The 23,782-nt window shown below is 61.0% G+C and carries 21 protein-coding genes and 3 pseudogenes; 19 read left to right on the top strand and 5 right to left on the bottom strand.

Annotated elements, in window-relative coordinates:
• Window positions 1-155: 155 nt before the first annotated feature.
• A pseudogene (locus GA0061099_RS34465) lies at window positions 156-1,339 on the bottom strand (TlpA disulfide reductase family protein).
• Between the two features lie 385 nt (window positions 1,340-1,724).
• A pseudogene (locus GA0061099_RS42260) lies at window positions 1,725-1,988 on the bottom strand (AsnC family transcriptional regulator); the annotation flags it as partial.
• Window positions 1,989-2,685: 697 nt separating this feature from the next.
• On the opposite strand from GA0061099_RS42260, the gene GA0061099_RS34450 reads away from it, so the two are divergent.
• The 4 genes from GA0061099_RS34450 (at window position 2,686) to GA0061099_RS42840 (ending at window position 5,088) form a co-directional block, all read left to right on the top strand.
• Entirely contained in the window at window positions 2,686-3,231 is a 546-nt protein-coding gene (locus tag GA0061099_RS34450; protein ID WP_074448281.1) for a TlpA disulfide reductase family protein, read from the top strand.
• Window positions 3,232-3,819: 588 nt separating this feature from the next.
• On the top strand, window positions 3,820-4,020 hold the full coding sequence (locus GA0061099_RS42255) for a hypothetical protein (protein WP_036030533.1): 201 nt from the start codon (window positions 3,820-3,822) through the stop codon (window positions 4,018-4,020).
• Between the two features lie 13 nt (window positions 4,021-4,033).
• Entirely contained in the window at window positions 4,034-4,450 is a 417-nt protein-coding gene (locus tag GA0061099_RS41565) for a hypothetical protein (protein WP_074448280.1), read from the top strand.
• Between the two features lie 503 nt (window positions 4,451-4,953).
• Window positions 4,954-5,088, top strand: coding sequence for a hypothetical protein (locus GA0061099_RS42840; protein WP_271540116.1), 135 nt, complete (start codon window positions 4,954-4,956; stop codon window positions 5,086-5,088).
• Window positions 5,089-5,167: 79 nt separating this feature from the next.
• On the opposite strand, the pseudogene GA0061099_RS34430 reads toward GA0061099_RS42840, so the two are convergent.
• Window positions 5,168-6,843: pseudogene (locus GA0061099_RS34430) on the bottom strand (PHP domain-containing protein).
• On the bottom strand, window positions 6,844-7,128 hold the full coding sequence (locus tag GA0061099_RS34425; RefSeq protein ID WP_036030520.1) for a hypothetical protein: 285 nt from the start codon (window positions 7,126-7,128) through the stop codon (window positions 6,844-6,846). It abuts the pseudogene before it with no gap.
• A 711-nt stretch (window positions 7,129-7,839) separates the two neighbouring features.
• On the opposite strand from GA0061099_RS34425, the gene GA0061099_RS34420 reads away from it, so the two are divergent.
• From GA0061099_RS34420 to trbF, 15 genes are all read left to right on the top strand, one after another.
• Window positions 7,840-8,028, top strand: a complete 189-nt coding sequence (locus tag GA0061099_RS34420) for a hypothetical protein (RefSeq protein ID WP_036030517.1) — start codon at window positions 7,840-7,842, stop codon at window positions 8,026-8,028.
• A gap of 39 nt (window positions 8,029-8,067) precedes the next feature.
• The gene (locus GA0061099_RS42250; protein WP_050996202.1) at window positions 8,068-8,520 is read left to right on the top strand and encodes a hypothetical protein; all 453 of its coding nucleotides are present in this window, start codon (window positions 8,068-8,070) and stop codon (window positions 8,518-8,520) included.
• A 1,104-nt stretch (window positions 8,521-9,624) separates the two neighbouring features.
• A complete protein-coding gene (locus GA0061099_RS34410) occupies window positions 9,625-9,819 on the top strand; it encodes a hypothetical protein (protein ID WP_074448279.1) in 195 nt (64 codons plus the stop codon).
• Between the two features lie 652 nt (window positions 9,820-10,471).
• Window positions 10,472-12,235, top strand: coding sequence for a relaxase/mobilization nuclease domain-containing protein (locus GA0061099_RS34405; RefSeq protein ID WP_074448278.1), 1,764 nt, complete (start codon window positions 10,472-10,474; stop codon window positions 12,233-12,235).
• Window positions 12,236-12,271: 36 nt separating this feature from the next.
• Window positions 12,272-14,260: a conjugal transfer protein TraG gene (locus GA0061099_RS34400; protein WP_036030506.1), complete on the top strand. Its 1,989-nt coding sequence runs from the start codon at window positions 12,272-12,274 to the stop codon at window positions 14,258-14,260.
• A gap of 6 nt (window positions 14,261-14,266) precedes the next feature.
• A complete protein-coding gene (locus tag GA0061099_RS34395) occupies window positions 14,267-14,692 on the top strand; it encodes a ribbon-helix-helix domain-containing protein (protein WP_036030503.1) in 426 nt (141 codons plus the stop codon).
• Window positions 14,693-14,823: 131 nt separating this feature from the next.
• The gene (locus GA0061099_RS34390) at window positions 14,824-16,152 is read left to right on the top strand and encodes an MFS transporter (protein ID WP_036030501.1); all 1,329 of its coding nucleotides are present in this window, start codon (window positions 14,824-14,826) and stop codon (window positions 16,150-16,152) included.
• Between the two features lie 229 nt (window positions 16,153-16,381).
• Window positions 16,382-17,296, top strand: coding sequence for a P-type conjugative transfer ATPase TrbB (gene trbB, locus GA0061099_RS34385; protein ID WP_193375215.1), 915 nt, complete (start codon window positions 16,382-16,384; stop codon window positions 17,294-17,296).
• A 1-nt stretch (window position 17,297) separates the two neighbouring features.
• A complete protein-coding gene (locus GA0061099_RS34380) occupies window positions 17,298-17,621 on the top strand; it encodes a TrbC/VirB2 family type IV secretion system protein (protein ID WP_036030496.1) in 324 nt (107 codons plus the stop codon).
• The gene (locus GA0061099_RS34375; RefSeq protein WP_036030494.1) at window positions 17,621-17,884 is read left to right on the top strand and encodes a VirB3 family type IV secretion system protein; all 264 of its coding nucleotides are present in this window, start codon (window positions 17,621-17,623) and stop codon (window positions 17,882-17,884) included. Before GA0061099_RS34380 ends, GA0061099_RS34375 begins: the two co-directional genes overlap by 1 nt.
• A 10-nt stretch (window positions 17,885-17,894) precedes the next feature.
• Window positions 17,895-20,336, top strand: a complete 2,442-nt coding sequence (trbE, locus tag GA0061099_RS34370; protein ID WP_074448277.1) for a conjugal transfer protein TrbE — start codon at window positions 17,895-17,897, stop codon at window positions 20,334-20,336.
• Entirely contained in the window at window positions 20,333-21,064 is a 732-nt protein-coding gene (trbJ, locus tag GA0061099_RS34365; RefSeq protein WP_036030479.1) for a P-type conjugative transfer protein TrbJ, read from the top strand. The genes trbE and trbJ overlap by 4 nt, the downstream gene beginning before the upstream one ends.
• On the top strand, window positions 21,064-21,435 hold the full coding sequence (gene trbK-alt, locus GA0061099_RS34360) for a putative entry exclusion protein TrbK-alt (RefSeq protein ID WP_036030477.1): 372 nt from the start codon (window positions 21,064-21,066) through the stop codon (window positions 21,433-21,435). Before trbJ ends, trbK-alt begins: the two co-directional genes overlap by 1 nt.
• Window positions 21,432-22,658 (top strand): P-type conjugative transfer protein TrbL, encoded by a 1,227-nt coding sequence (gene trbL / locus GA0061099_RS34355; RefSeq protein ID WP_036030474.1) that lies wholly within the window; start codon window positions 21,432-21,434, stop codon window positions 22,656-22,658. The genes trbK-alt and trbL overlap by 4 nt, the downstream gene beginning before the upstream one ends.
• A gap of 93 nt (window positions 22,659-22,751) precedes the next feature.
• Window positions 22,752-23,435: a conjugal transfer protein TrbF gene (gene trbF / locus GA0061099_RS34350; RefSeq protein WP_036030471.1), complete on the top strand. Its 684-nt coding sequence runs from the start codon at window positions 22,752-22,754 to the stop codon at window positions 23,433-23,435.
• Between the two features lie 58 nt (window positions 23,436-23,493).
• Here the strand turns inward: trbF and GA0061099_RS34345 are convergent.
• Window positions 23,494-23,782: transposase (locus GA0061099_RS34345; protein ID WP_208604916.1), on the bottom strand; the 289-nt coding region annotated here is incomplete at its 5' end.

Genomic DNA, 23,782 nt, shown 5'->3' with positions numbered 1-23,782 from the left:
ATGCCCGCCTAGGTCCGGCCGCCCGATGGCTGTGCGCGCGTGCATTTTAATGCCGGATGAGTCGTTTAGCATTTCGTGTAAACCGTCAGACCGTTAGATTTAGTTGCCACTGGCAGCCGGAGAAATGGACGATGCCAAGCGAGCAATTCCGACTATCACCCTTCTTTTTGTTGTTTGCTCCGTTGCTTGCGCTTTGACGCGGTCAGAAACCCATCTTGCGGAGTTGCACAAACAGTCCCATAGCAAGCCTTCTCACCCTTGTAGTTGGCCAGCGCTTCGACCAACGTCGACATGACGTCCTGTTTCAGTTCGTCGGGGATAGGCTCAGGACCTCCTAGCGAGTTCAACGCCACCTCGATCAATTCGATCGCGCGATCCTTGTTGCCGCTCTCATAATAATACTGAGCGACCGTCCCATAGGACAGGTACTTAAAGCCACCGTCCCCTTGCAGAGGATTCAGCGCAAGAATGTGTTCGGACAACTCTTTGCCCATCGCGAGGCGCTCGGCAGACGGGAAGTGGGAGTTGTCATTCGCCGGATCAAAGAGTTGGCGCAGCGCCCACTCCATCCACTGCTCATCGTTTTTGTCGATCGCGTCGCGAGCGAATTGCCTCAAAACCGGCAAGCCGGTCTGCAAGTTGCGCAGTTTGTGAAGCAACAGTTCCGCATGGAGCGCGCGGAAGCGGAGATCGTCCGGCATCACCGCGACGGCCTCTTCAACCGTCGAAAGCGCCTTTGCCCAATCCTCCGCCTCCATCGCCGGCTGAAGCTTGGCGAGTATAGGCTCAGTCAGCGCCCGCTTGCGCTTCATTTCGCGCATTTCGCGTCGTCCGCTGTCGATCCGCTCTGTATCGGCGGCTTTAGCTTCATCGCTGGTGCGCCAGCTGCCGTTAAGAATTTTCGGCAAGACGTCATCGAGCTGTGTCGGAAAACCGACAAAGGCGATGCGGCCGTCACGGTCGACAACGAAAGAGGTGGGAATCCCGACAGAAAAGCTGGGATCCATCCAAAGCTTGTTCATTTCGCCTGTGGAGTCGAACCCGATCCGAAAGTTCAGGTTCGAGAACTTGTCGGTCAACCACGCGTCCAAGCTTGTTCGGGCCTCGTGCGCCGTTGGAGCTTGTTCGTAAGCTGCGACGCCGAGCAGCTCAAGTCCGCTGTCTTTGTATTTCTCTTGCAGCTGTACTAGATCAGGCATCACTGCCGTACATGGCCCGCACCAAGTCGCCCAAAATTCGACGATGTACACCTTCCCGGGCGGAAGCTTGTGAGGGGCTCGCCGCGCAGCCAATTCTCCACCTTGATCGGAGGAGCTGGGGACTCCATGCGCAGCACCATGTTGTTCTCCAAAATTGTTCTCCAAAACTATTGCCACTCGTTGCGCGACTTTGTGCGCTACTGTCTCTCTCAGAAACGGAGCACACCTTCAATAGAAGGAGAGCATCACTCGTTTTGCGCATCTGATGTGCGCTCAGCCCTCACTCCGTGTTTCTGCATCCAAATAGCAACAAGCGTGCCATCTCGGTCAGCACCCATCAAGCGCCTGACTACGCTTTGAAAACTCCAAGGCGCCCCAAACGCAGCCGGTGTTTTGAACCTGACGGATTTGTCCCGTGTCAGACGTTGGACCACGGAATCCAAGAGGGGTGAGCGCTTGGTCATGCGAGCCGATCCGGCAAGATCTCGTGTCTAGGACTGCCGCCGCCCTAACGCATCATGTAGCAATGGCAGATAGAATCGATTTCGCAAGTGAGGCGCGCTGCCGCTCCAGAGTGACCAGCACAAGCATTTGAATAGGTCTTCCCACCGCCTCCGGCGAGACGATTGAGACGTCGGCTTCGATGGTGCCCCCAGAGCGGAGCCTCTTCAGTCGTCGTTGACAGGGCGGTAGCAGAAAGCCCAGCCATTTCGCCGAGCACCTCGGAAGTTAGGCGGTTGTTCTTTCGCACAATCTCGAGGATGTGGCGTCTACTCGATCATATCGCATGATCAGCTCCCGCCTGAGTGAATCCCGCCGTGAAATTCCTGTGCGATGCAGGAAATCGTCCAAACCTCAGGAAAGTACGCCGTAAAAAGGTTCAGGACAATGCACGCAGACGACATGGCACAGACCTTGATAACAGACCTTGCTACTGGAGTGCGGCAATAGCGAACGAGTGCTGGTGCAAACAGATGCGCACCGCCCGAAGCTCTGCTTCCTTGAACGGATGTAACCCCTCATGAGGGAAAACCTTCCTGCTTGTGACTTGGATCGTCCTCGCGCTTAGCGGCGGCACCGACAACCGCGGATCTCACTGGGAACCCGCTTCATGTACACGAACCATCGGGGTATCAGCGAGCTACGGCGAGCGGTGCCGACTGGAATTGAATTCTTCGAGAGCTCGTACTATCCAGAGGATGGTGCACAGTGGTTTGTCGTCGGATGGTGCCTCGGGAGTGTGGTCGCGCCGCAGCTCGTTCCAACTGTTGAGGCGTCTGCCCTCGGGAGGTACGGCCGGCTCGCCCTTGATGACGGGCAGGTTCTCCTCAGTGCCAACGAGCTCGACCACGAAGATCGCGCCGTCCTCCGGCCTGCCCGTGCCTCCCGTCAAGCGCGACGGGCGGCAAGCCGGTCGCGCCTGCGATCAGAGATCAGCTAGACAAAAAGTCGGCTCAAGGTCGGGCACTAAGTTTTGGAGAGTAACATGGTGCTCGGATTAGAATCACCAGCTCCTCCGATACAAGTGGAGAACTGGCTGCGTGGCGGGCCCCTCTCCAGCTTCCAGCCTGGGAAGGTGTACATCGTCGAATTTTGGGCAACTTGGTGCGGGCCCTGTGTCGCGGCGGTCCCGGAACTGGTGCAGTTGCAAGAGAAATACAAAAACAGCGGCATTGAGGTCCTCGGACTCGCGGCTCTTGAACGCGCTCAAACAGCGGACGAGGCCCGAGACAAGTTGGACGCCTGGTTGACTGAAAAGGTACCGAATCTCAATTACCGGATCGGATTCGACTACACAGGCGAAATGGAAAAGCTCTGGCTAGATGCCAGCTTGTCTGTCGGGATTCCCACCTCGTTCGTGGTCGACCGTGACGGCCGCATCGCCTTTGTCGGTTTTCCGACACAGCTCGATGACGTTTTGCCGAAAATTCTGACCGGCAGCTGGCGGACCAGCGATGAAGCTAAAGCCGCCGAAACAGAGCGGATCGCCGAAAACGAGCGTATAATGCGCGAAATGGAGCAAGAAGCCTGACTGAGCCGCTTTTCGCCAAACTTAGGCTAGCGATGGAGAGATTGGGCGAAGCCGCGTTCTGCCCTCGAAGAGGCGTCGCTCTAAGGCCGGATGAGCTTAGCGTCCGCCTGCTCCATACGGATCCGTTGCTTCGAACGGACCGGTTTCCAGCTGCGAATGAATTTGTTCGCGGCGCGATCGACAAATACTTTGGGCTGTGGATGAAGGGGCGGGGCGAGTGCCTTCGGCATCTTTAGCTAAACGGTGTGCGGTCCCATTGGCGACAAAGGATGTGCGAGTCATCAAGAGGGCCTACAAAAAGTGGTTCATCAGCGGTGGCGCCTAGTGCTAGCGCTGTCCCCACGACTGGACTGCACCCCTGCAGTGAGACACGATAATTACAGTGACAGTGTTGTCATGAATCGTTACCGCGCGTTGTTTTGCGCGAACGCGGCTTCGAACCCAATAGCTTAGGCGGGCGGGGCATCGGCGCCGTAATCTTGCACCCGTTTCTAATTCGGTCGTATTTTCCGCAAAGGCTAACATGCCCCGAATCCACAGGCCGGCAAAACCGGGCTAAGATGGGATTTTCCCTTCTGGGGGCACCTCATGTTCGATACGGCAACCATCGCGCTTTTGCGCGCAGTCCTTGATGAAGTGTGCGAAAGCGTCTTAGGCCGACAGATCGGCGCACGTACGCACGTTGCTTCGAAGATCCTGGAAACTGCGACCAGGGGCGAAGTCTCTCGCGAGAGGCTTAGGCAGATTGGGCGAGATGCTCTTTCGCACGCGCCCACGATGTGGCGTTGATCGGGGGGCGGATGTGAACTTCCAAGTCACGGTCCTCAAGATCCTGGTGGCATATCCGGATGGGTTTGCCGTGATGGAGGACCTCAAGAGGGACATGGCCATTCTGGCGACCAGCGGACGCGATTGGGCGGACCGGACCAGACGCCTCGCCGCGCGGGTGCCGGATCTCAACATCTGGTCACAAGGGCTCGTCGAACGCACAAGCGGTGGTTGGAGGCTGACTTCCAAAGGGCGGGAAGTACTTGAATTTATGGAAGCCCGACCGATGCCGGAGCAAATCCAAGCCTCGGCCAGCGAGACGACCCCGCCGGTAGCCGAAATAGCGGCGGTTCCTCCGCTGCCGCAGCTCGCCGACCGTGCGAAGCTGCGGCGCGAACGCCGTGAACGCCGCCGCGAGGCCCGCGAACGAGCCAGGGCGAACGCCTCCTAGTCAAAGAAAAAAGCCGCCAGCGGAGCTCGGCGGCTTAATAGTCCCGGACTGTCGATTGCCTCCCCACCGCGGTTACCTTGTTTGCGGCCATGCAGGCCCGATCTACCGACCGCTTTTCGATTCGGTCATCAGGCGGCCGAGTTGTGCACCGGGCTCTTACAGGCCTCGGTAGCGCCTGAAACCAGGTGGGCGGGAGGCGCACCCGCACGATATCGCCGGCCACGACCGCCCTCCCACCCGCACCACGCCCAGCACCCCACATCTGAATGCAGGGCCCGTTTCCGCCGACGAGAGCACGCGCCTCTTAATGCCCGCCCGGAAGCAGTCGATCAGGACACGGGGCGTGCGGAGGCCGGTCAACTCGACGATGGCTGTGGGCCCGAGTTCGATCAGCGTCCCGAGCGGCATCCGTTCGAGGTCCGGGCCCGCATTGGTGATGTTCTCGCCGAGCTCTCCGGCTCCGACCTGGAAACCAGCCTTCGAGAGGGATGCGAAGAGCTCGAATGGGATCAGGTGGACCTGCCGCAGGTTGGGAAGCCGGGGTCGGCGCCGGGCGAGATAGCGTGCCGGACGAAGGGGCCGGCGTGGGCGTCGCCTTCGACGCCATGGCCTTCAACCAGCGCGATCTGATCCCGTGACGGCTTGCTGAAGTGGTGCCCGCGATCGGCGGCGACCGCCACCACCTTCCCTCGAGCGAGAGGTCGTGCGCGTGCGACATCAGGCAGCGCGGGCGAGGGAGCGCCGCTTCTGTCGCAGGTAGCGCGTGATTTCTGGCAACGTCATCGCGTTCAGGATCCGGTCTGCAGGGACGCCGCCCTTGCGGGCCATCTGGACGCCCCAGTGCATGTGGTCGAGCTCGGGAATGGAGTGCGCGTCCGGATTGATGCTCAGCATGCAGCCAAATTCGAGGGCGGCCTGGTGCCAGCGCCAATCCAGGTCAAGACGCCACGGATGCGCGTTGATCTCGACGACGACGTCGTGCTTCGCGCATGCCCGAAGCACCTTCTCGACGTCGATTTCGTAGCCAGGCCGACGCTGGAGTTGTCGGCCGGTCATGTGGCCGATGATGGTGGTGCAAGGATGGGAGATCGCCCGAAGCAGGCGCTGCGTCTGTGCCTTGCGGTCCAGCTTGAAGCGGCCATGGATGCTCGCCACTACGAAGTCGAACTGCTTGAGCGCCTCGTCCGGATAATCGAGCGAGCCGTCGGCCAGAATGTCGGACTCGATGCCTTTGAGGATTCGAAAATCCTTGCCGAAGCGCTTGTTCAGCCGGTCGGCCTCCCGGTGCTGCTGCGCGATCTCCTCCAGGGATAGACCGCCGGCATAGTGCGCGGACTTGGAGTGGTCGGCGACCCCGAAATACTCGAACCCGCGCTGGCGGGTGGCCTTCGCCATCGTCTCCAGGGTCTCTGTCCCGTCGGAAGCATCGGTGTGGCAGTGAAGGTTTCCGCGCAGATCCTGGTCGGTGACGAGCTTCGGCAACTTGCCCTTCAGAGCCAGCTCGACCTCGTTGCGCCCCTCCCGGAGCTCGGGATCAATGAAGGGCAGCCCGAGAGCGTGGTAAATGTCGGCTTCGTCGCCGGCGATCAGCGTGCGGCACTTGTGCAAGCCGTCGGCCTCCAACCGCATTCCCTTCTTAGAGGCTATCTCTCGGAGCTGCTCGATGTGAGTGGTGGAGCCGGTGGCGAAGAGAAGGGCGGCGCCGAAGTGTTTGCGGTCGGACAAGCGGATCCGCAGCCCATCGGTCTGAGCAGGCTCCGATGTCTTGCCACCCCTGGGAGCTTCCGCTACGATCGTTAGTTCGCGGACGAGCTCGCAACCGCGCCGGAAGTCGCCTGCGAGCGTCACGCGCTTCAGCTCGGGATGGGCCTTTCGGATCGAATCCTTCGCCTGCGCAAGCAGAGCGGCGGCAAGGTGCAGGTGGAGGCCTTCTTCGCGGCGATCGCCAGATTCTGCAGGATCTTGGTCTGCAGCGCGGCTCCGAGCCCCTTGGCCTTCTTGATGCGGTCCTCCTTGGCGGCGGCCTCCAGCTCCGCGAGCGAGCCGATGCCGAGATCCTTGTAGAGGCGCAGCACTTTCTCCGGACGCAGACCCGGCACGGCAAGCATCTCGAGCACCCCCTCAGGAATCTCTTTCCGCAGCTTTTCGAGGCTCGGATGAGTGCCCGTCTGGTGAAGTTTGGTGACAATGTCGGCGATAGCATCGCCGACGCCCGGGATCTCCGTAAGACGACCTTCGGCGATGACCGCGTCCAGCGGGACGACGAGGGCGCCCAAGCTATCGGCGGCCCGAGAATAGGCTTTTGCACGGTAGGGATTGCCGCCGCGCAAGGCGGTGCGCTGCGCATATTCTCGCAGGAGTCCTCCTACGGTGCGAGCGTCGAGGGAAGTCACTCAACGAACCTCCTGCCCGGCCCGATGAGGACTCGTTGCGGCAAGGCGAGTTCGAGGGGCCATGTCGTCGTTGGGCCGACTCTCCAGAGATCTCTCGAGCTTCTGCGCTGCCCGGAAGTCTTCCAGGTGTTGCGTGTTCAGGCCGTAAGCCGTCTCCTTCTTGAGGAGGTTATAGATCCGGCCGACCACAAGCTGCAGGTGCTTCATCCGGCCCTTCGGCATCGATCGGGCCTTGCAAAGAGCTCGGACGGCGTAAGCGCGGAAATAGTCGAATGCGTCTGACATGATCAGTAAACGCCTGTTCCCGCCGATAGTTCTACCGCCAAGGCTGTCACACGCGCCGTGTCAAAGGTCCTCGGGTGATCCTTGAAAGGCGGGTGCCGCACCTCCGCCGGCTTTGCCCGATACTCGATCTCGGCGAGCGACTTCGCTGTTCTGCTCATCCGGCTCCACGGCTCGCGCTCAATTCGTCCTAAATCGGTGACGGTTTGCTCGTTTGCTTGCGCCGCGCGCCGCGCGGCCCGTGACGGGTCATAAGCGATCCATAAGGCCGCTCTTCGGTGGGGCCCGATTGTGTGTTCACTAGCTGACCGTAATCCGGGAAAATCACAGGAACCTAGGGCGGTCGATCGCCATCCCACCGAACCTGCTGTAATGGACACAAAGTCCCAGCCGATCAGCTTCGGGCAGGGGTCGTAGATGGCTGATAGAGCGGGCCAATGACAGGAAGCTAACATTGTGCCGCAATGACAGCTGCACGGCAGCACGCAATCGATCGGTTGAGAACCCTGCACTACTCCGCCCGAGACCGTAAATCGATGTTCCGTCGAGCCTCGACCAAGCTGGGGCGACGGTCAGGACGTCAGACAAAGCCACTGGACCGTCTTCGTGCTGATGATGCAGAGCGACCGAAGGTGTCTCGGTGGCGATTAGGTCAATTAGGAACGAGGGCTCGGATACTACATTGCTTGTGAGGTGCAATCGGGAGACCTCAGCATGGCAATGCAAATCGTGATGGATCACAGCGGCGATAGCCGGCACTTCTTCGACAACTCCAATGCAGAAGCTTTGGTAGAGGCGGAGAGGCTTTTTCTGCAATTTACGAGCAAAGGTTATACCGCGGCGGTACGGAAGGGGCCTGGTGAGGCAACAAGGATCACCACCTTCGATCCGACTGCCGAATAGACATTGTTTTTCCCGCGGCTCGTCGGCGGGTGAGCACCAGTGAAGAAGAGGTTCGGTCGGGTCGGCCCGTGGATCCCTCGAAGCCTGGCTGTTGGCAGACTTTATCAAGCAGTAAACGAAGAGAAAACGGTCCAGGCTCGAGCGCTGCGACTGCTGCGTTCTTGGCTTTCACCCCAGCAGAGGGTCGAGTTCGAAAGGAGGGGGTACTTCGACGTCGTGGGGTGCGATACCGGAACGCGGTACCGCATCCGGCGGGGAACGTCGGGCAACGTCAACGAGATCGACGAATACGGGCGGCTCGGGAAGGGGTGGTGCTTCGTTCCGGTGGGGGGCTTGCTCGAGGGCGATGTCATGCTCGCCCAAAAAATAGCTCTTGAAACGGATGAGGCACGGGTCTTGAGCATCGCCAATAGCTTCCCGGGGCCGATCCGTTGGCGCCGACCCGGTACTCGTCCGCCCGAAGGGAGAATTGCGCTCGGACGTTCCGGGTAGAGGCAGACGGGCGTCGCCGACTGGCCGGCGGTCTGTGCGGCGGCCGGCAGCCTGGTGCGCAAGGCCCGCAGCGTCGCGGTGGCCGCGAAGCTGGCGCGCGAGCGCGGCCACAGCGGCAGCGATCATGCTCGCAAAGCGGTTTTGCAGGTAGAGATCTGCGCTGGCCGGCTTCCCTGCCATCACCACCAGAGAAGGAAGGAGACCATGCAAAGGGCGCCGATGCCGTCCGTGCGACCGTTGCAAGAGCGCCGATCTATTCAGAGGAGAGAGAGCAACTCAGCGGCACAAAGTGTAGCGAAGTGTGTAGCAGGCGTTTGGCGCGCACCCGAAGGCGCTGATTTTGTGAGGGCTCTGGGCGCCGTGGCGCTCCCTAGGCTCGACCCCATTGAACCCGCCGGGGTGTCCTATTGATCAAAACCGGGGCTCGAGGTCGCCTATATTTTGCCAGACAGTGCAGAAATGCATCGCATCCGAACAACTATTCCCAGCGGGCACTCAGTTTCGTTTCCGCGGTGATCGTCGTCTCGATGTCTTGCCGCATTTCGCGGAGCCGTTCCGCAAGGCGTTTCGAACAGAGCCCGGGACTGCCTGTCCTGGGCGGTCCTCGCTAATCGAGCACAATCAGCTTCATGTACCCGAATCTTCTCAAGCTGAGCAACGACTTCTTCCATATCCATCTGTGGACAGTCACACCCGGTACTTCACACCTGCGACGACGTTAGCGGCCACACCGGGCTGACATCTGGCAAATTTCCAAGGTGGTGTCGCGGTATGGCCGAACCCATTAGAAGGCCGCTAACGCGCCTTGACGGCGCCCGCGACGGTTCTTAAGGGCGGCCTCGACAAACCAGGGAAGAGACCTGCTTGCCCGCAGTCGCCAAGCAGAGCTTACGCCGGACGCATGAACGAACCAGGCGTGCACGCGCCACTCAACCAATCGGGAACCCAAAATCGTAGCCCGGCGACCGCGAAGCCGAAAGTACAGGTCGACGAAACCATTTCATGGCGGAAGGAAAAGGACCTGAAACGCCCGCTATCTACACTCCAACGATCCGCAATAGAGGGGAATGGAGCCCCCACTGCAGTAGAAAAGGAGGAGCGATCATGCGTGTACATTCCACTCTGAGCCTCGTCGCAGTTCTCCTGGTCGGTGTCGCCGCAAAGCTTGCTTTCTACGATTCTCATCTTGCACGGGCGGTCCCGTCAAGCGCTAGCGAGGATATCCAAACGATGCAGCGAAGCATCACGAATCTGCCGCTGCAGAAATTCCAGGATATGACGTTCGTTTTTGCCGATTGATCGGCGGCTCCCATCTCGCGCGGCGTGCTGCCGTGAGCTTCATTGCGCCGCAGCCTTGCGATCGACTAGGCGCGCCAAGTCCTTCCCTGCCAGTGCGACCCGCAGCCATCGGTCGCGCTCTGCTTGACAAGTCGCGGCGATCGCTTTTCTCATTGCGGCACGGCTTTCGGAAATGGCTTCCAAAGATTGAACGGTGTGGTCGTGCCTCGATCGGATTCGGGAGTATCGCAATGACCAAGTGTGCGGGTTCGCAAATTTTGGCATGCTTCAACGAGCAAGTGTTACGTGCTGTTGGCGTATGGGCGATGCCTTCGGCCCGCGCTCTACTCGTCGCTTTGCTCCTCACCGAGCCACCCTTCGGGTGTCTCGGCCCTTCGGGTAACGATCGCTATCGCAAGCGCGCGGAAGCAGTGGGGGCTTCGCCAGTTGGCTGCCAAGTCGCGGCGGCTCTGTCGGGAACCCGCGACCGGGAGACCACGACGGCAGGAGGGTGAGATAAAAGAGGCTCGCCGGTCGAACCGCAAGCCATTGACATGGCTTGGGTTCCGGCGTGCCGGTCGGTCGGGGCGCGTGCCGCGCTTTGCGTTTTTACGAATGCCATCAAACGCGTCTTCGGCACCATGTGCAATTTTGATCGTTGGGAGGCCCTGCCGTGAGCGTGCGCGACAGCGATCTGCGTGTTCGGCCTGGGCGCATTCGTAGCACCCGCGTGCCGAAACAAAAGAGCTTCATCAACCAGGTGCTGCGGGCGGCGAAGAAATCGGGACACACCTCGGGTCAGACCGGGGCGGGCAGGCGTTCGGCGGCCTATGGGCGCTCGACGTTCGGCCGGGGGCGCCTCGCCTTTAGCCGCGCCAGATTGTTCAGCCCGACGCGGCGCGTCGTGGTGAAGGCGCGCGTGGTTCGTCACAAAGGGAGAGCCTTCCGTTCAGCGCCAATGACCGCCCACCTCTCATATCTGAAGCGCGATGGCGTGACCGGGAGCGGCGAGCGTGCCGAGATGTTCGATGCCGGCAGCGACCGCACCGATAGCGCGGCTTTCGCAGAACGGTGCAAGGACGACCGGCATCATTTCAGGTTCATTGTCTCACCTGAGGATGCGGGCGACATGACCGATCTGAAGGCCTTTACCCGCGATCTCGCCAGACAGATGGAAATCGACCTTGGTACGCGCCTCGATTGGGTGGCTGTCGATCATTGCAATACCGACAACCCTCACGTCCACCTTCTCGTTCGGGGAATAGATGGGGAAGGGGCGGATCTCGTGATCTCCCGCGACTACATCAGCCAGGGCCTGCGCTCACGCGCCGAAGAACTGGTCGCCATTGAACTCGGTCCAAAGCCTGAGCACGAGATCCGGAATTCGTTGGAGAGGGAAGTCACGGCGGAACGATGGACGCGGCTCGATCGGGAGATCCGGCTGGCGGCCGATGAGACCGGCCATATCGATCTTCGCGCAGAGAATCCCGGCAAGTCCGATTCCGAGATCCGGCGCCTGATGGTCGGTCGTCTTCAACACCTGGAGAAGATGGGCCTTGCCGCGTTCGCCGTACCGGGAGAATGGATGGTCGGGCTCGAGGCCGAGCGTAGCTTGCGTGACCTCGGTATGCGCGGCGACATCATCGAGACAGTGCACCGCGCCTTTGCCGAGCGCGGAGAAGCTCGCGGCGTTGCCGACTTCATTATCGAGGGCGGCCAGCCGACATTCCAGATTGTCGGACGACTTGTCGACCGTGGACTGCATGACGAACTGACAGGCGAGGCCTATGCCCTGATCGACGGAACCGACGGACGGGCGCACCACGTGCGCTTCCGAGGGCTCGAGGCTTTCGACCACGCACCCCCGATCGGCGGAATCGTCGAAGTCCGACGCTTCGGCCAAGCCGGCGATCCGCGGCCGACCATGGTGCTGGCGGCCCGTTCCGATCTCGATCTCGGTGGACAGATCACTGCAAAAGGAGCCACCTGGCTCGACCACAGGCTCGTCGAACGCGACCCGATACCGCTCGCCATGGGTGGATTTGGCCGCGAGACCCGCGACGCCATGGAGGCCGGTACGGAGCATCTGATCCAGCAGGGCCTGGCCCGGCGGCAGGGCCAACGCATCATCCTGCAGCACGATCTCCTGGACACGTTGCGTCGACGCGAACTGGACGAGGTGGCAGCAAAGGTCTCGGTCGGCACCGGCCTGCCTCGCGTGAATGCCGCCTCCGGGGAGCATGTGGCGGGAACGTATCGCCAGCGGCTGACGCTCACCTCGGGACGCTTCGCCATGATCGATAACGGGCTCGGCTTCCAGCTCGTGCCCTGGTCGCGCGAGCTCGAAAAGAAACTCGGCCAGCAAGTCACCGGCGTGGTGAAGGACGGCGGTGGCATCGAATGGGGTTTTGGTCGGAAGCGAGACCTCGGTCTCTAGCTATCTCGCCAATTCAGTTGCGGAAGGACGCTCGGAATGTCCGGAACCAAGATCCTCTGGGGACAGGTGATCGTCGTCGGCCTGATCGTTCTGCTCGCTATCTGGGGAGCAACCGAGTGGACGGCTTGGCGGCTTGCTTGGCAACCGGAGCTTGGGCGGCCTTGGTTCGAGCTGTTCGGCTTCAAGATCTACTATCCGCCGATCTTCTTCTGGTGGTGGTTCGTCTACGATGCCTATGCGCCGCAGGTATTTGTCGAGGGCGCCTTCATCGCAGCATCAGGGACCGTCGTTTCGATCGCGGTAGCGATCGGCATGTCGGTGTGGCGCGCGCGTGAAGCCAAGAATGTCGAGACCTATGGTTCGGCACGTTGGGCTGGTGCGGAAGAGGTCCGAGGGGCCGGACTTCTTGGTCCGGATGGCGTGGTGCTCGGCAAGCTCGACCGCGACTACCTCCGCCATGACGGACCCGAGCACGTCTTGTGTTTTGCTCCTACACGGTCCGGCAAGGGTGTCGGACTCGTCGTTCCCTCGTTGCTAGCTTGGCCGGGCTCGGCCATCGTGCACGACATCAAGGGTGAGAACTGGCAGCTGACCGCGGGCTTTCGCTCGCGGCATGGCCGCGTCCTGTTGTTCGATCCGACCAACCCGAAATCCTCAGCTTACAATCCGCTGCTCGAGGTCCGGCGCGGGGAATGGGAGGTTCGCGATGTCCAGAACGTCGCCGACGTCCTGGTCGACCCCGAAGGTTCTCTCGATAAACGGAACCATTGGGAGAAGACCAGTCATTCGCTCCTGGTCGGCGCCATCCTCCATGTCCTCTATGCCGAGACAGACAAGACCTTGGCCGGCGTCGCAGCGTTCCTGTCCGATCCGAAGCGGCCCATCGAGGCGACGCTGAAGGCAATGATGACCACTGCGCACCTTGGCGAGCAGGGTGCCCATCCCGTGGTCGCCTCGACCGCGCGCGAACTCCTCAACAAATCCGAGAATGAACGCTCCGGCGTCCTTTCTACTGCAATGTCGTTCCTGGGGCTGTACCGCGACCCCGTCGTGGCCCAGGTGACCCGCTGCTGTGACTGGCGGATAGCCGATCTGATCGCAGACAGCCACCCTACGACGCTTTATCTCGTGGTGCCGCCCTCCGATATCTCACGGACCAAGCCGCTGATCCGGCTTGTGCTGAATCAGATCGGCCGGCGCTTGACCGAGGATCTGCACGCCAGTCACCGCCGGCATCGAGTCCTGATGATGCTTGACGAGTTCCCGGCGCTGGGGCGGCTTGATTTCTTCGAGTCCGCGCTCGCCTTCATGGCCGGCTACGGCATCAAGAGCTTCTTGATCGCGCAGTCGCTCAATCAGATCGAAAAGGCCTACGGGCCTAACAACGCGATCCTCGATAACTGCCATGTCCGAGTCAGCTTCGCGACAAATGACGAGCGGACCGCCAAGCGGGTGTCCGACGCGTTGGGCACGGCGACCGAGATGCGCGCGATGAAGAACTATGCCGGTCATAGATTGAACCCGTGGCTGGGGCACCTGATGGTCTCCCGCCAGGAGACGGCAAGGCCGCTGCTGACCCCTGGCGAAGTCATGCAGCTTCCGCCGATGGACGAGATCGTCATGGTGGCAGGGACGGCGCCGATCCGGGCGAAGAAGGTCCGCTACTACGAGGATAGGCGATTCACTGAGCGGGTTGTGCCGCCGCCCGATCCAGCGACGGCCGGCCGATCATCGCGAACGGACGGATGGTCAGCGCTCGGACCGTTGAAGCCCACGCGAGGTCCAACTGACAAGGCCGCCGAGGCCGAGGAAGACACGGCGAACAGCGGCCTCCGTCGTGAGCCGGAACTCCCCGATCACGTCGCGATCGCCAAGGAGACAACCGAACCAACGCCGGCAGAGGAATTTGCCGCCGTGCTTGACGACGACGAAGATGCGGTCCGCCAGTCCCGGCTCATACGCCAACAGATGCGCGGTGTTGCCCGTCAAGTCGCCTTGGACCCGAACGACGGTATGGAGCTCTGAGGCAATATGCGCGACCGGATGAATGTCTATTTCCCGCCAGAGCTGCTGAAACAGATCTCGGAGCTCGCCGATCGCAAGAAGCTTTCCCGGTCTGCCATTGTGGAAGCTGCCGTCGCCTCCTTTCTTTCACCCGACGGAGCGGATAGGCGGGAGGCAGCATTCACCCGGCGCCTCGATCGGCTGTCGCGTCAGATGCAGAGATTGGAGCGCGACGTAGGTTTCACGGCCGAAAGCTTGGCGCTCTTCATACGGTTCTGGCTGACGATCACGCCGCCACTGCCCAATGACGCGCAGGCGGCCGCGCAAGCAAAAGGCCGGGAGCGCTTCGAAGGATTTGTCGAGGCGCTCGGGCGCCGCTTGCAAAAGGGGCAAAGCTTTCTCCGAGAGATTCCAGAAGATATCCGCCGTCAGGAGCCGACCGAAGAAACCTGATTGAACCACGTAGGCAGACCATTTCCGCCTTCTTTTTCTACGCCAGCCTACGATCGCAGCAATTTGGCCAAGCCCACACAAAGCTGGACGCGCTATCCGCTCCAATGAGTTGAGGAGCAAGAAGGGCCAGCATGCAAGTTTCAGGGGCATGGCGTCTCACCGCGCGCGTATTTCTCCCGTTTGCTGCTGGTTACTATCTTTCGTATCTATTTCGAACGATCAACGCTTCGATCGCCGGTCATCTCAGCTCGGATGCTGGGCTTGGTTCTGCCGATCTCGGGTTGCTTACGTCAGTCTATTTCCTCGTTTTCGCGCCGGCTCAGATCCCCATCGGCATATTGTTGGACCGATTTGGTCCGCGTCGCATCCAGAGTGTTCTGCTCTTGCTCGCGGCCGCGGGCGCCGGATTGTTCGCTATATCAACCGGCTTCCTGTCCCTTTTGATCGCGCGTGCAATGATTGGGCTTGGCGTGGCCGCGGCGCTGACGGCAGGGCTGAAGTCCATCGTCCTTTGGTTCCCTAGGGAACGAGTTGCCTTGCTGAACGGCTACATGATCATGCTGGGATCACTTGGAGCGGTGACTGCCACGGCTCCCGTCGAACACCTACTCGCTTGGATGGGGTGGCGGCAGCTCTTTGAGATTCTGGCGGCCGCCACCGGTGCGACGGCCATTCTCATCTATGTCGTGGTGCCCGAACGAGGCATTGTGCCATCAACAACGCGCGCCACCCTTGGCACCGTTTTTGCCGATCGTCGCTTCTGGCGAGTGGCCCCATTTTCGGCGACTTGCATTGGATCAGCTTGGTCTCTGCAAGGACTGTGGGCATCACCATGGCTGACCGACGTGGAGGGGCTTGATCGCGCAAGCCTCGTAAGACAGCTGTTTATAATGTCGATCGTTTTGAGCTGCGGCGCCTTGTTGTTCGGGATGACCGTCCATTACGTCAAACGAAGGGGCATTGGGGCGGAGACGGTATTAGCGACGGTCGCGGTGCTGTTTGTCGCAGCCGAGCTAGCTTTGATCCTGCGAGTGCCTCTGCCGTCCATCTTGCCCTGGTCAGTTATCGCAATTGCTGGAACGGCAACGGTGGTCAGCTTCGCGGTAATAGCAGATTACTTTCCGCCGGAGCTTGCCGGTCGCGCCAACGGCGCCCTAAACGTCTTGCACTTTGCTTGGGCGTTCCTGGCGCAATACGTGACAGGCCTGATCCTTGAGCAATGGACCGCGATCGATGGTCATCGGCCGGTCCAGGCCTATCAAGTTGCGTTCGGCCTCAACGTCGCATTGCAGATCGCGACCTTGGCCTGGTTCGTGCTGTCTTGGCGCCGATCCGTCGCCTCATGGATGAGTTCAATTCCACTCTTCATGCCTGCTAATATCTCCGACGCTGTTGAGTCAGTTGGCCTGTATGAAAATTCGGTCGTCCTCCTGCCTGCTGATGCCGATGCGGAGTGGTGAACAGCAGCTCGCGCTGAGCCAATGCGACTGAGTAGCCGTCAGATACCAGTTTTCAGTCTTTCTTTTTCTACGCCAGTCTACGATCACCGAACCTGCTTGTTGCGCCAAGCCCGTCGGTGCCTTTTCTAATCATCCCCACATGAGGACGCTCGTTGGACGTCCTCATTCGGTGGGGCGAACAGTGGTAATCCATTCCATTCAATCGGAAGCGAGTTCGCGCAGTGCGCGAATGCTGCGTAGCGCGCTCGGCTACGCAATTGCCGGCTACCTCGAAGACGAAGCGATCATCGAGGTGATGCTCAATCCCGATGGGCGGCTTTGGATCGACCGGTTATCGACCGGCCTGATCGACACTGGCGAAACCCTGTCGGCCGCGGATGGCGAACGGATCGTTCGCCTGGTTGCGCATCATGTGGGCGCCGAAGTGCACGCCGGCGCGCCACGGGTTTCGGCCGAACTGCCCGGGACAGGCGAGCGCTTCGAAGGTCTCTTGCCTCCGGTCGTTGCAGCACCGGCCTTTGCTATCCGCAAGCCCGCCGTCGCCGTGTTTACGCTCGACGATTACGTCGCCAGGCGCATCATGACCTTGGAGCAGGCCAAGACCCTGCAGAACGGGGTTGCCGCACGGAAGAACATCCTCGTCGCCGGTGGGACATCGACCGGCAAGACAACGTTGACAAATGCACTCCTGGCCGAGGTGGCGAAGACCTCCGATCGGGTCGTGCTGATCGAGGACACCCGCGAGCTGCAATGCAGGGCGCCCAATCTCGTTGCGCTGCGGACCAAGGACGGTGTGGCGACGCTGTCGGATCTTGTCCGCTCGTCCCTCCGACTGCGTCCTGACCACATCCCGATCGGCGAAGTCCGAGGTGCCGAAGCACTCGACCTCCTCAAGGCCTGGGGCACCGGTCATCCCGGCGGCATCGGTACCATCCATGCTGGGACTGCGCTCGGCGCGTTGCGCCGACTCGAGCAGCTCATCCAGGAAGCTGTCATCACGGTTCCGCGAGCCCTGATCGCCGAGACCATCGACCTCGTCGCCGTGCTGGTGGGACGCGGCGCTGACCGCCGCCTCGCTGAGCTCGCCGCCGTCTCAGGGCTGGGTGCCACCGGTGACTACAGCCTTTCAACAGCAGGAGACTGACATGCGTCAGCAATTTCGTTTTCTTCGAGGTGCATCGCTGGGACTGTTCGGCTTCGTTGTTTTGGGAGCGGGGCCGGCATGGGCGGCTGGCTCGAACATGCCGTGGGAGCAGCCGCTCAATCAGATCTTGCAGTCTGTGGAGGGGCCGGTCGCAAAGATCATCGCGGTCATCATCATCGTCGTGACCGGCCTAACGCTCGCATTCGGGGACTCATCAGGTGGCTTCCGCCGGCTGATCCAGATCGTGTTCGGTCTATCGATCGCGTTTGCCGCCTCAAGCTTCTTCCTGTCGTTTTTCTCCTTCGGCGGCGGCGTGGTGATCTGATGGATGAGCCGATCACAGGCTTTGCCGGGCCCGTTCATCGTGCGCTCACCGAACCAATCCTGATGGGTGGCGCGCCGCGGTCGGTTGCGATCGTCAACGGCACGCTTGCGGCAGCCCTGGGTCTGGGGCTGCGGCTCTGGATCGCGGGTCTGGTCCTCTGGTTCATCGGCCACATGGCCGCAGTCTGGGCCGCCAAGCGCGACCCCGCCTTCGTCGATGTGGTGCGCCGACATCTGCGCATCCCCGATCATCTCAACACCTGAGCTCTCTCTCATGATGAACCTTGCCGAATATCGCCATTCCAATGCCCGGCTCGCCGACTTCCTGCCTTGGGCAGCCCTGGTGGACGAGGGAATCGTCCTCAACAAGGACGGCTCGTTCCAGCGGACGGCGAAGTTCCGGGGGCCTGACCTCGACAGCGCAGTGCCGGCTGAGCTTGTCGCCGTCGCCGGTCGCTTGAATAACGCCTTGCGTCGCCTGGGATCCGGCTGGGCCGTATTCGTTGAGGCGCAGCGCCATTTTGCAGGAGCCTACCCTCCGAGCACCTTTCCGGATGTCGCATCCGCGCTGGTCGACGCGGAGCGCAGAGCTCAGTTTGAAGAGGCGGGCACCCACTATGAGTCCAGTTATTTCCTGACCTTCCTTTATTTGCCGCCGGAGCAAGGAGCGGCTAAGGCAGAACGACTTCTCTATGAGGGCCGGGATCGCACCGTTGGAGCAGACGCGCGCGAGGTGCTGCGCGGGTTTGCCGACCAAACCAACCGCGTATTGCAACTCGTTGAAGGGTTCATGCCCGAATGTGTCTGGCTCGATGATCAGGATACGCTGACCTATCTGCACTCCACGATCTCCACCAAGCGTCATCGTGTTCGAGTGCCCGAAATCCCGATGTACATTGATGCGTTCTTGGCCGACCAGCCGTTGACCGGCGGGCTCGAGCCAATGTTGGGCTCAGCCAATCTGCGGGTCCTGACGATCGTCGGCTTTCCGGGCGCGACGACTCCGGGAATTCTTGATGACCTTAATCGCCTGGCGTTCTCGTATCGATGGTCGACCCGCGCGATCATGCTCGACAAGACCGATGCCACCAAGCTCCTGACCAGGATCCGACGCCAGTGGTTCGCCAAGCGAAAATCGATTGGCGCCATTCTCAAGGAGGTCATGACGAATGAGGCGTCGACGCTGCTCGATACCGACGCACACAACAAGGCGCTGGATGCCGACGCGGCGTTGCAGGAACTTGGGTCCGATCAGATCGGACAAGCCCTTGTCACGGCGACCATTACCATCTGGGACCGGGATCCCAATGCTGCTGATGAAAAGCTGCGCCTAGTCGAGAAGGTTATTCAGGGCCGCGATTTCACATGCATGATCGAGACGGTAAACGCCGTCGAAGCCTGGCTCGGCAGTCTGCCCGGGCACGTCTACGCCAATGTGCGGCAGCCGCCGCTTTCGACCCTCAATCTGGCCCATATGATTCCGATGTCGGCGGTTTGGGTTGGCGAGGCGAGGGATCTGCACTTCAAGGGTCCGCCTCTTTTGTTCGGCAAGACAGAGGGATCGACGCCCTTCCGATTCTCCCTCCACGTCGGTGACGTCGGTCATACCCTCGTGGTGGGGCCGACAGGTGCTGGCAAGTCGGTCCTGCTTGCGCTGATGGCGTTACAGTTCAGGCGCTACCCGAACTCTCAGGTTTTTGCGTTCGATTTCGGCGGTTCAATTCGGGCGGCCGCGCTCGCCATGGGTGGCGACTGGCACGATCTTGGCGGCGCATTGTCCGACGGAGGTGAACAACCCGTCGCCCTGCAGCCGCTGGCTTGGATTGATGATCCTTCCGAGCGCGGATGGGCGACGGAATGGATCGGCGCGATCCTAGCACGGGAACAGGTCGAGATAACGCCGGAGGTCAAGGATCAACTGTGGTCGGCGCTGACGTCGCTCGCTTCGGCGCCGAGAGAGGAGCGCACCCTCACGGGCTTGTCAGTTCTGCTGCAATCGAATTCGCTGAAGCGGGCGCTGCAACCGTATTGCCTCGGCGGTCCATCCGGCCGCTTGCTCGATGCCGAATTCGAGCGCCTCGGCGAGGCGTCGGTCCAGGCATTTGAGACCGAAGGCTTGATCGGAACGAGCGCTACTCCGGCCGTGCTGGCGTACCTCTTCCATCGTATCGGTGAGCGTCTCGATGGTCGGCCGACACTCCTCATTGTCGATGAAGGCTGGCTTGCCCTCGACGACGAGGACTTTGCCGGCCAGCTCCGCGAATGGCTGAAGACGCTTCGGAAGAAGAATGCGTCCGTCATCTTCGCTACCCAGTCGTTGTCGGATATCGGCGGCTCCGCGATCGCGCCGGTGATCATCGAAAGCTGCCCAACTCGGCTGCTACTGCCGAACGAACGAGCGATCGAACCGCAGATCACCGACATCTACCGCCGCTTCGGACTCAACGATCGCCAAATCGAACTTCTGAGCCGGGCAACGCCAAAGCGCGACTACTACTGCCAGTCGCGCCGGGGCAACCGCATGTTCGAACTTGGGCTTGGTGAAGTCGCGCTCGCCTTTACGGCAGCTTCTTCCAAGACCGACCAGGCTGTCATCGCGCAACTCTATGCCGAACATGGACCTGACGGCTTTGTCCCGGCTTGGCTCCAGCACCGTGACGTCGCCTGGGCCCTCGATCTTATCCCCAATCTCGTCAACCTGGAGAAATCACTATGAGGCGTCTTGGCCTATCGGCGGCCGCCGGCACCATCGCCCTCATGCTTGGCGTCACCGAGCCGGCGCGCGCGCAGTGGATCGTCTTCGATCCGAACAACTACGTTCAGAACGTCCTGACTGCCGCACGAGAGCTCCAGCAGATCAACAATCAGATCACCTCGTTGCAGAACGAGGCGCAGATGTTGATCAATCAGGCGAAGAACCTGGTAAACCTGCCGTACTCATCGCTGCAGCAACTGCAATCCTCGATCCAGCGTACTCAACAATTGCTGGCCCAGGCCCAGCGTATCGCCTACGACGTCCAACAGATCGATCGCGCGTTTTCGACGAGCTACGCGCCGGCCACTGGCAACCAATCCAGCCAGTTGCTGCTCACCAACGCTCAATCGCGGTGGCAAAACACTTATGCGGCAACGCAAGATGCGCTTCGTGTCCAGGCCGGCATCGTTGGCAACCTCGACACCAACCGTGTCCAGACGTCCGCGCTCGTAACCTCAAGCCAAGGCGCGAGCGGCGCGCTGCAGGCAACGCAGGCGGGCAATCAGATTCTCGCGCTGAACACGCAGCAGCTCGCCGACCTCACCGCCGTCATGGCGGCGCAGGGGCGAGCGCAAAGCCTTGAAGCGGCTCAGCGCGCCTCGGCCCAGGATCAGGGACGAGAACAGCTTCGGCGCTTCCTGATAGCGGGGCAGGGCTATCAATCATCCAACGTGCAGATGTTCCACTGATGACCGACATCCGGGCATTCAAGGCATTGTCGCTGCTTACGACAATCGGCGTAGTGGCCGTCGCTGCCTGCACGATTCAACTTCGTGGCGGAGATCGTTCTCCTCCGCCGCCGAAGGCGGAGCAGACGGCAGACGCAACCAGCTCAGACCTCGCGCGCTGCCGCAACGTCACTACGGACCACGCAGCGGGTTATGAGCGTTGCAAGCAGGTTTGGGCCGAAAACCGCCGTCGCTTCTTTGGCAAGAAAGACGGTGCCGCAGTTCCAGGCCGCGACGATTCCGCCGCCGGCGTGGCGCTCGCTCCAAAGGATCAAAGCCGGATCCCGCAGGGATATCCGAACCTGGCGACCCCTGAGGCGAGCAAGCCATGACTGGTACAGGGATCATTGACCAGTTCCTTGAAACGTTCACGCGTTATATCGACAACGGATTCGGATTGCTGGGGAGCGAGGTCGGATATCTCGCAACGACCCTTGCTGCGATCGACATTACGCTCGCAGCGTTGTTCTGGAGTTGGGGAACGGACGAGGACATCATCGCGCGTCTGGTCAAGAAGACGCTCTTCGTAGGGCTCTTCGCCTACCTCATCGGTAACTGGAACAGTCTAGCCCGCATCGTCTTCGAGAGCTTTGCCGGTCTTGGACTGAAAGCATCAGGCGCAAGCCTCTCCGCATCGGATTTCCTGCGGCCGGGAAAGATCGCCCAGGTCGGACTTGATGCCGGCCGACCGCTCCTCGATTCGATCTCAAACCTGATGGGGTACATCAGTTTCTTCGAGAATTTCGTCCAGATCGTCGTCCTCCTCTTCGCCTGGGTCGTGGTGCTGATCGCCTTCTTCATTCTGGCGATCCAGCTCTTCGTCACCCTGATCGAGTTCAAGCTCACGACGCTGGCCGGCTTCGTGCTCATTCCCTTTGGCTTGTTTGGCAAGACCGCTTTTGCGGCGGAGCGGGTTCTGGGCAACGTCACATCTTCAGGGATCAAGATCCTAGTCCTGGCCGTCATCGTCGGCATCGGCTCCACCCTGTTCTCGCAGTTCACCGCAGGTTTCGGCGGTGCACAGCCGACCATCGAAGACGCGATGACGCTGGTGCTCGCGGCCCTCTCCTTGCTGGGCCTCGGCATCTTCGGTCCGGGTATCGCAAACGGCCTCGTGTCGGGCGGACCTCAACTCGGCGCCGGCGCGGCGATTGGAACAGGCCTTGCTGCTGGCGGCATTGTTGCGGCTGGTGCGGGAGTTGCTGCTGGCGGTGCCGGTCTCGCTGGCGGTGCGGTTGCAGGCGCCGCGCGCGGTGGCGGCGCTGTCATAACCGGAGCAACAGCCGCCTATCGAAGCGGCGGCCTTGCCGGCGTCGCGGAGGCTGGCGCTTCGGCTGCGACGAGTCCATTGCGTCGAGCAGCGTCTGCCTTCGGAGGTAGCCAAGCGGGCGACCAGAGCGCGAGCGCTCCGGCCGAAGGGCAGCCTGATTGGGCTCGCCGCATGAAGCGTGCTCAGACCATTCGGCATGGTGCCTCCGCCGCTGGCCACGCCGTCCGCTCCGGCGATCATGGTGGCAGCGGCTCCTCCGTCGATTTGTCCGAAGGAGAACGCTGAGACGCACCACTGCACCTCCGCCGCACAGCAGCGCCTCAAACCTTCTATCGCAAGACTTGAAACCGATCACTCGATATCAGGGGGCAACCAGCGATGTTCAAACGACCATCAGTTCACTACGGGCGCATGCCCGAGCCGATTACGCCTTACAAAAAGGCAGCGCAGGTTTGGGACGAACGCATTGGATCTGCCCGCGTGCAGGCCAAGAACTGGCGCCTAATGGCGTTCGGCTGCCTGATGCTTTCAGCCGGTCTCGCTGGCAGCCTTGTCTGGCAATCGAGCCAGGGATCGATCACGCCTTGGGTAGTAGAAGTCGATCATCTCGGCCAAGCCCAAAGGGTTGCGCCGGCCAACATCGACTATCAGCCCACTGATGCGCAGATCGCCTACCATCTGGCGCGCTTCATCGAGGACGTCAGAGGCTTGCCGGCCGACGGTATCGTTCTGCGCCGGAATTGGCTCCGGGCGTATGATTTTACGACCGATCGTGGCGCGGCTGCGCTCAACGATTATGCACGCAACAATGACCCCTTTGCCAAGCTGGGCAAGGCTCAAATCTCCGTAGACGTCTCGAGCGTCATTCGCGCGTCTTCGGAGAGCTTTCGGGTCGCATGGATTGAACGCAGTTACGACAACGGCACGCTGAGTTCGACCGAACGCTGGACGGCAATTCTCACGATCGCAATCGAGTCGCCGCGCGATGCCGAACGCCTGCGCAAGAATCCCCTTGGCGTCTACGTCCGCGCCATCAACTGGTCAAAGGAGTTGAGTCAGTGACCAAGACGCCGTCTGACGTTCATTCGCAGGTACTGTCCAGAATCTTTCGCACTTTTGATCAGGCGACGGCTCCGGTTTCAGAGAGTTGTGGCTGATAGAGCGGTCGCATGTTCATGTAGCATTTGGTCGACCACACCGTTCCGGCAATGTGCCGCAGCCGGGCCGCCGCTAAGTTGAGACAGGATTGACCGTCGGGGAAGGCGCCGACGACACGGGTTCGTCGCCGGATCTCCTTCATGATGCGCTCGAGCGGATTGTTGGTTCGAATCTTCCGCCAATGGATGTCCGGAAAGGCATAGTAGGCGAGCGTCTCGTGAACCGCCTGCTCGACGAGATCAGCAGCTTTG

Origin of the sequence: Bradyrhizobium yuanmingense (assembly GCF_900094575.1) — a bacterium.
Taxonomy (GTDB): domain Bacteria; phylum Pseudomonadota; class Alphaproteobacteria; order Rhizobiales; family Xanthobacteraceae; genus Bradyrhizobium; species Bradyrhizobium yuanmingense.
The sequence above is the reverse complement of the archived record's forward strand: the minus strand, read 5'-3'. Positions and strand labels throughout refer to the sequence as shown.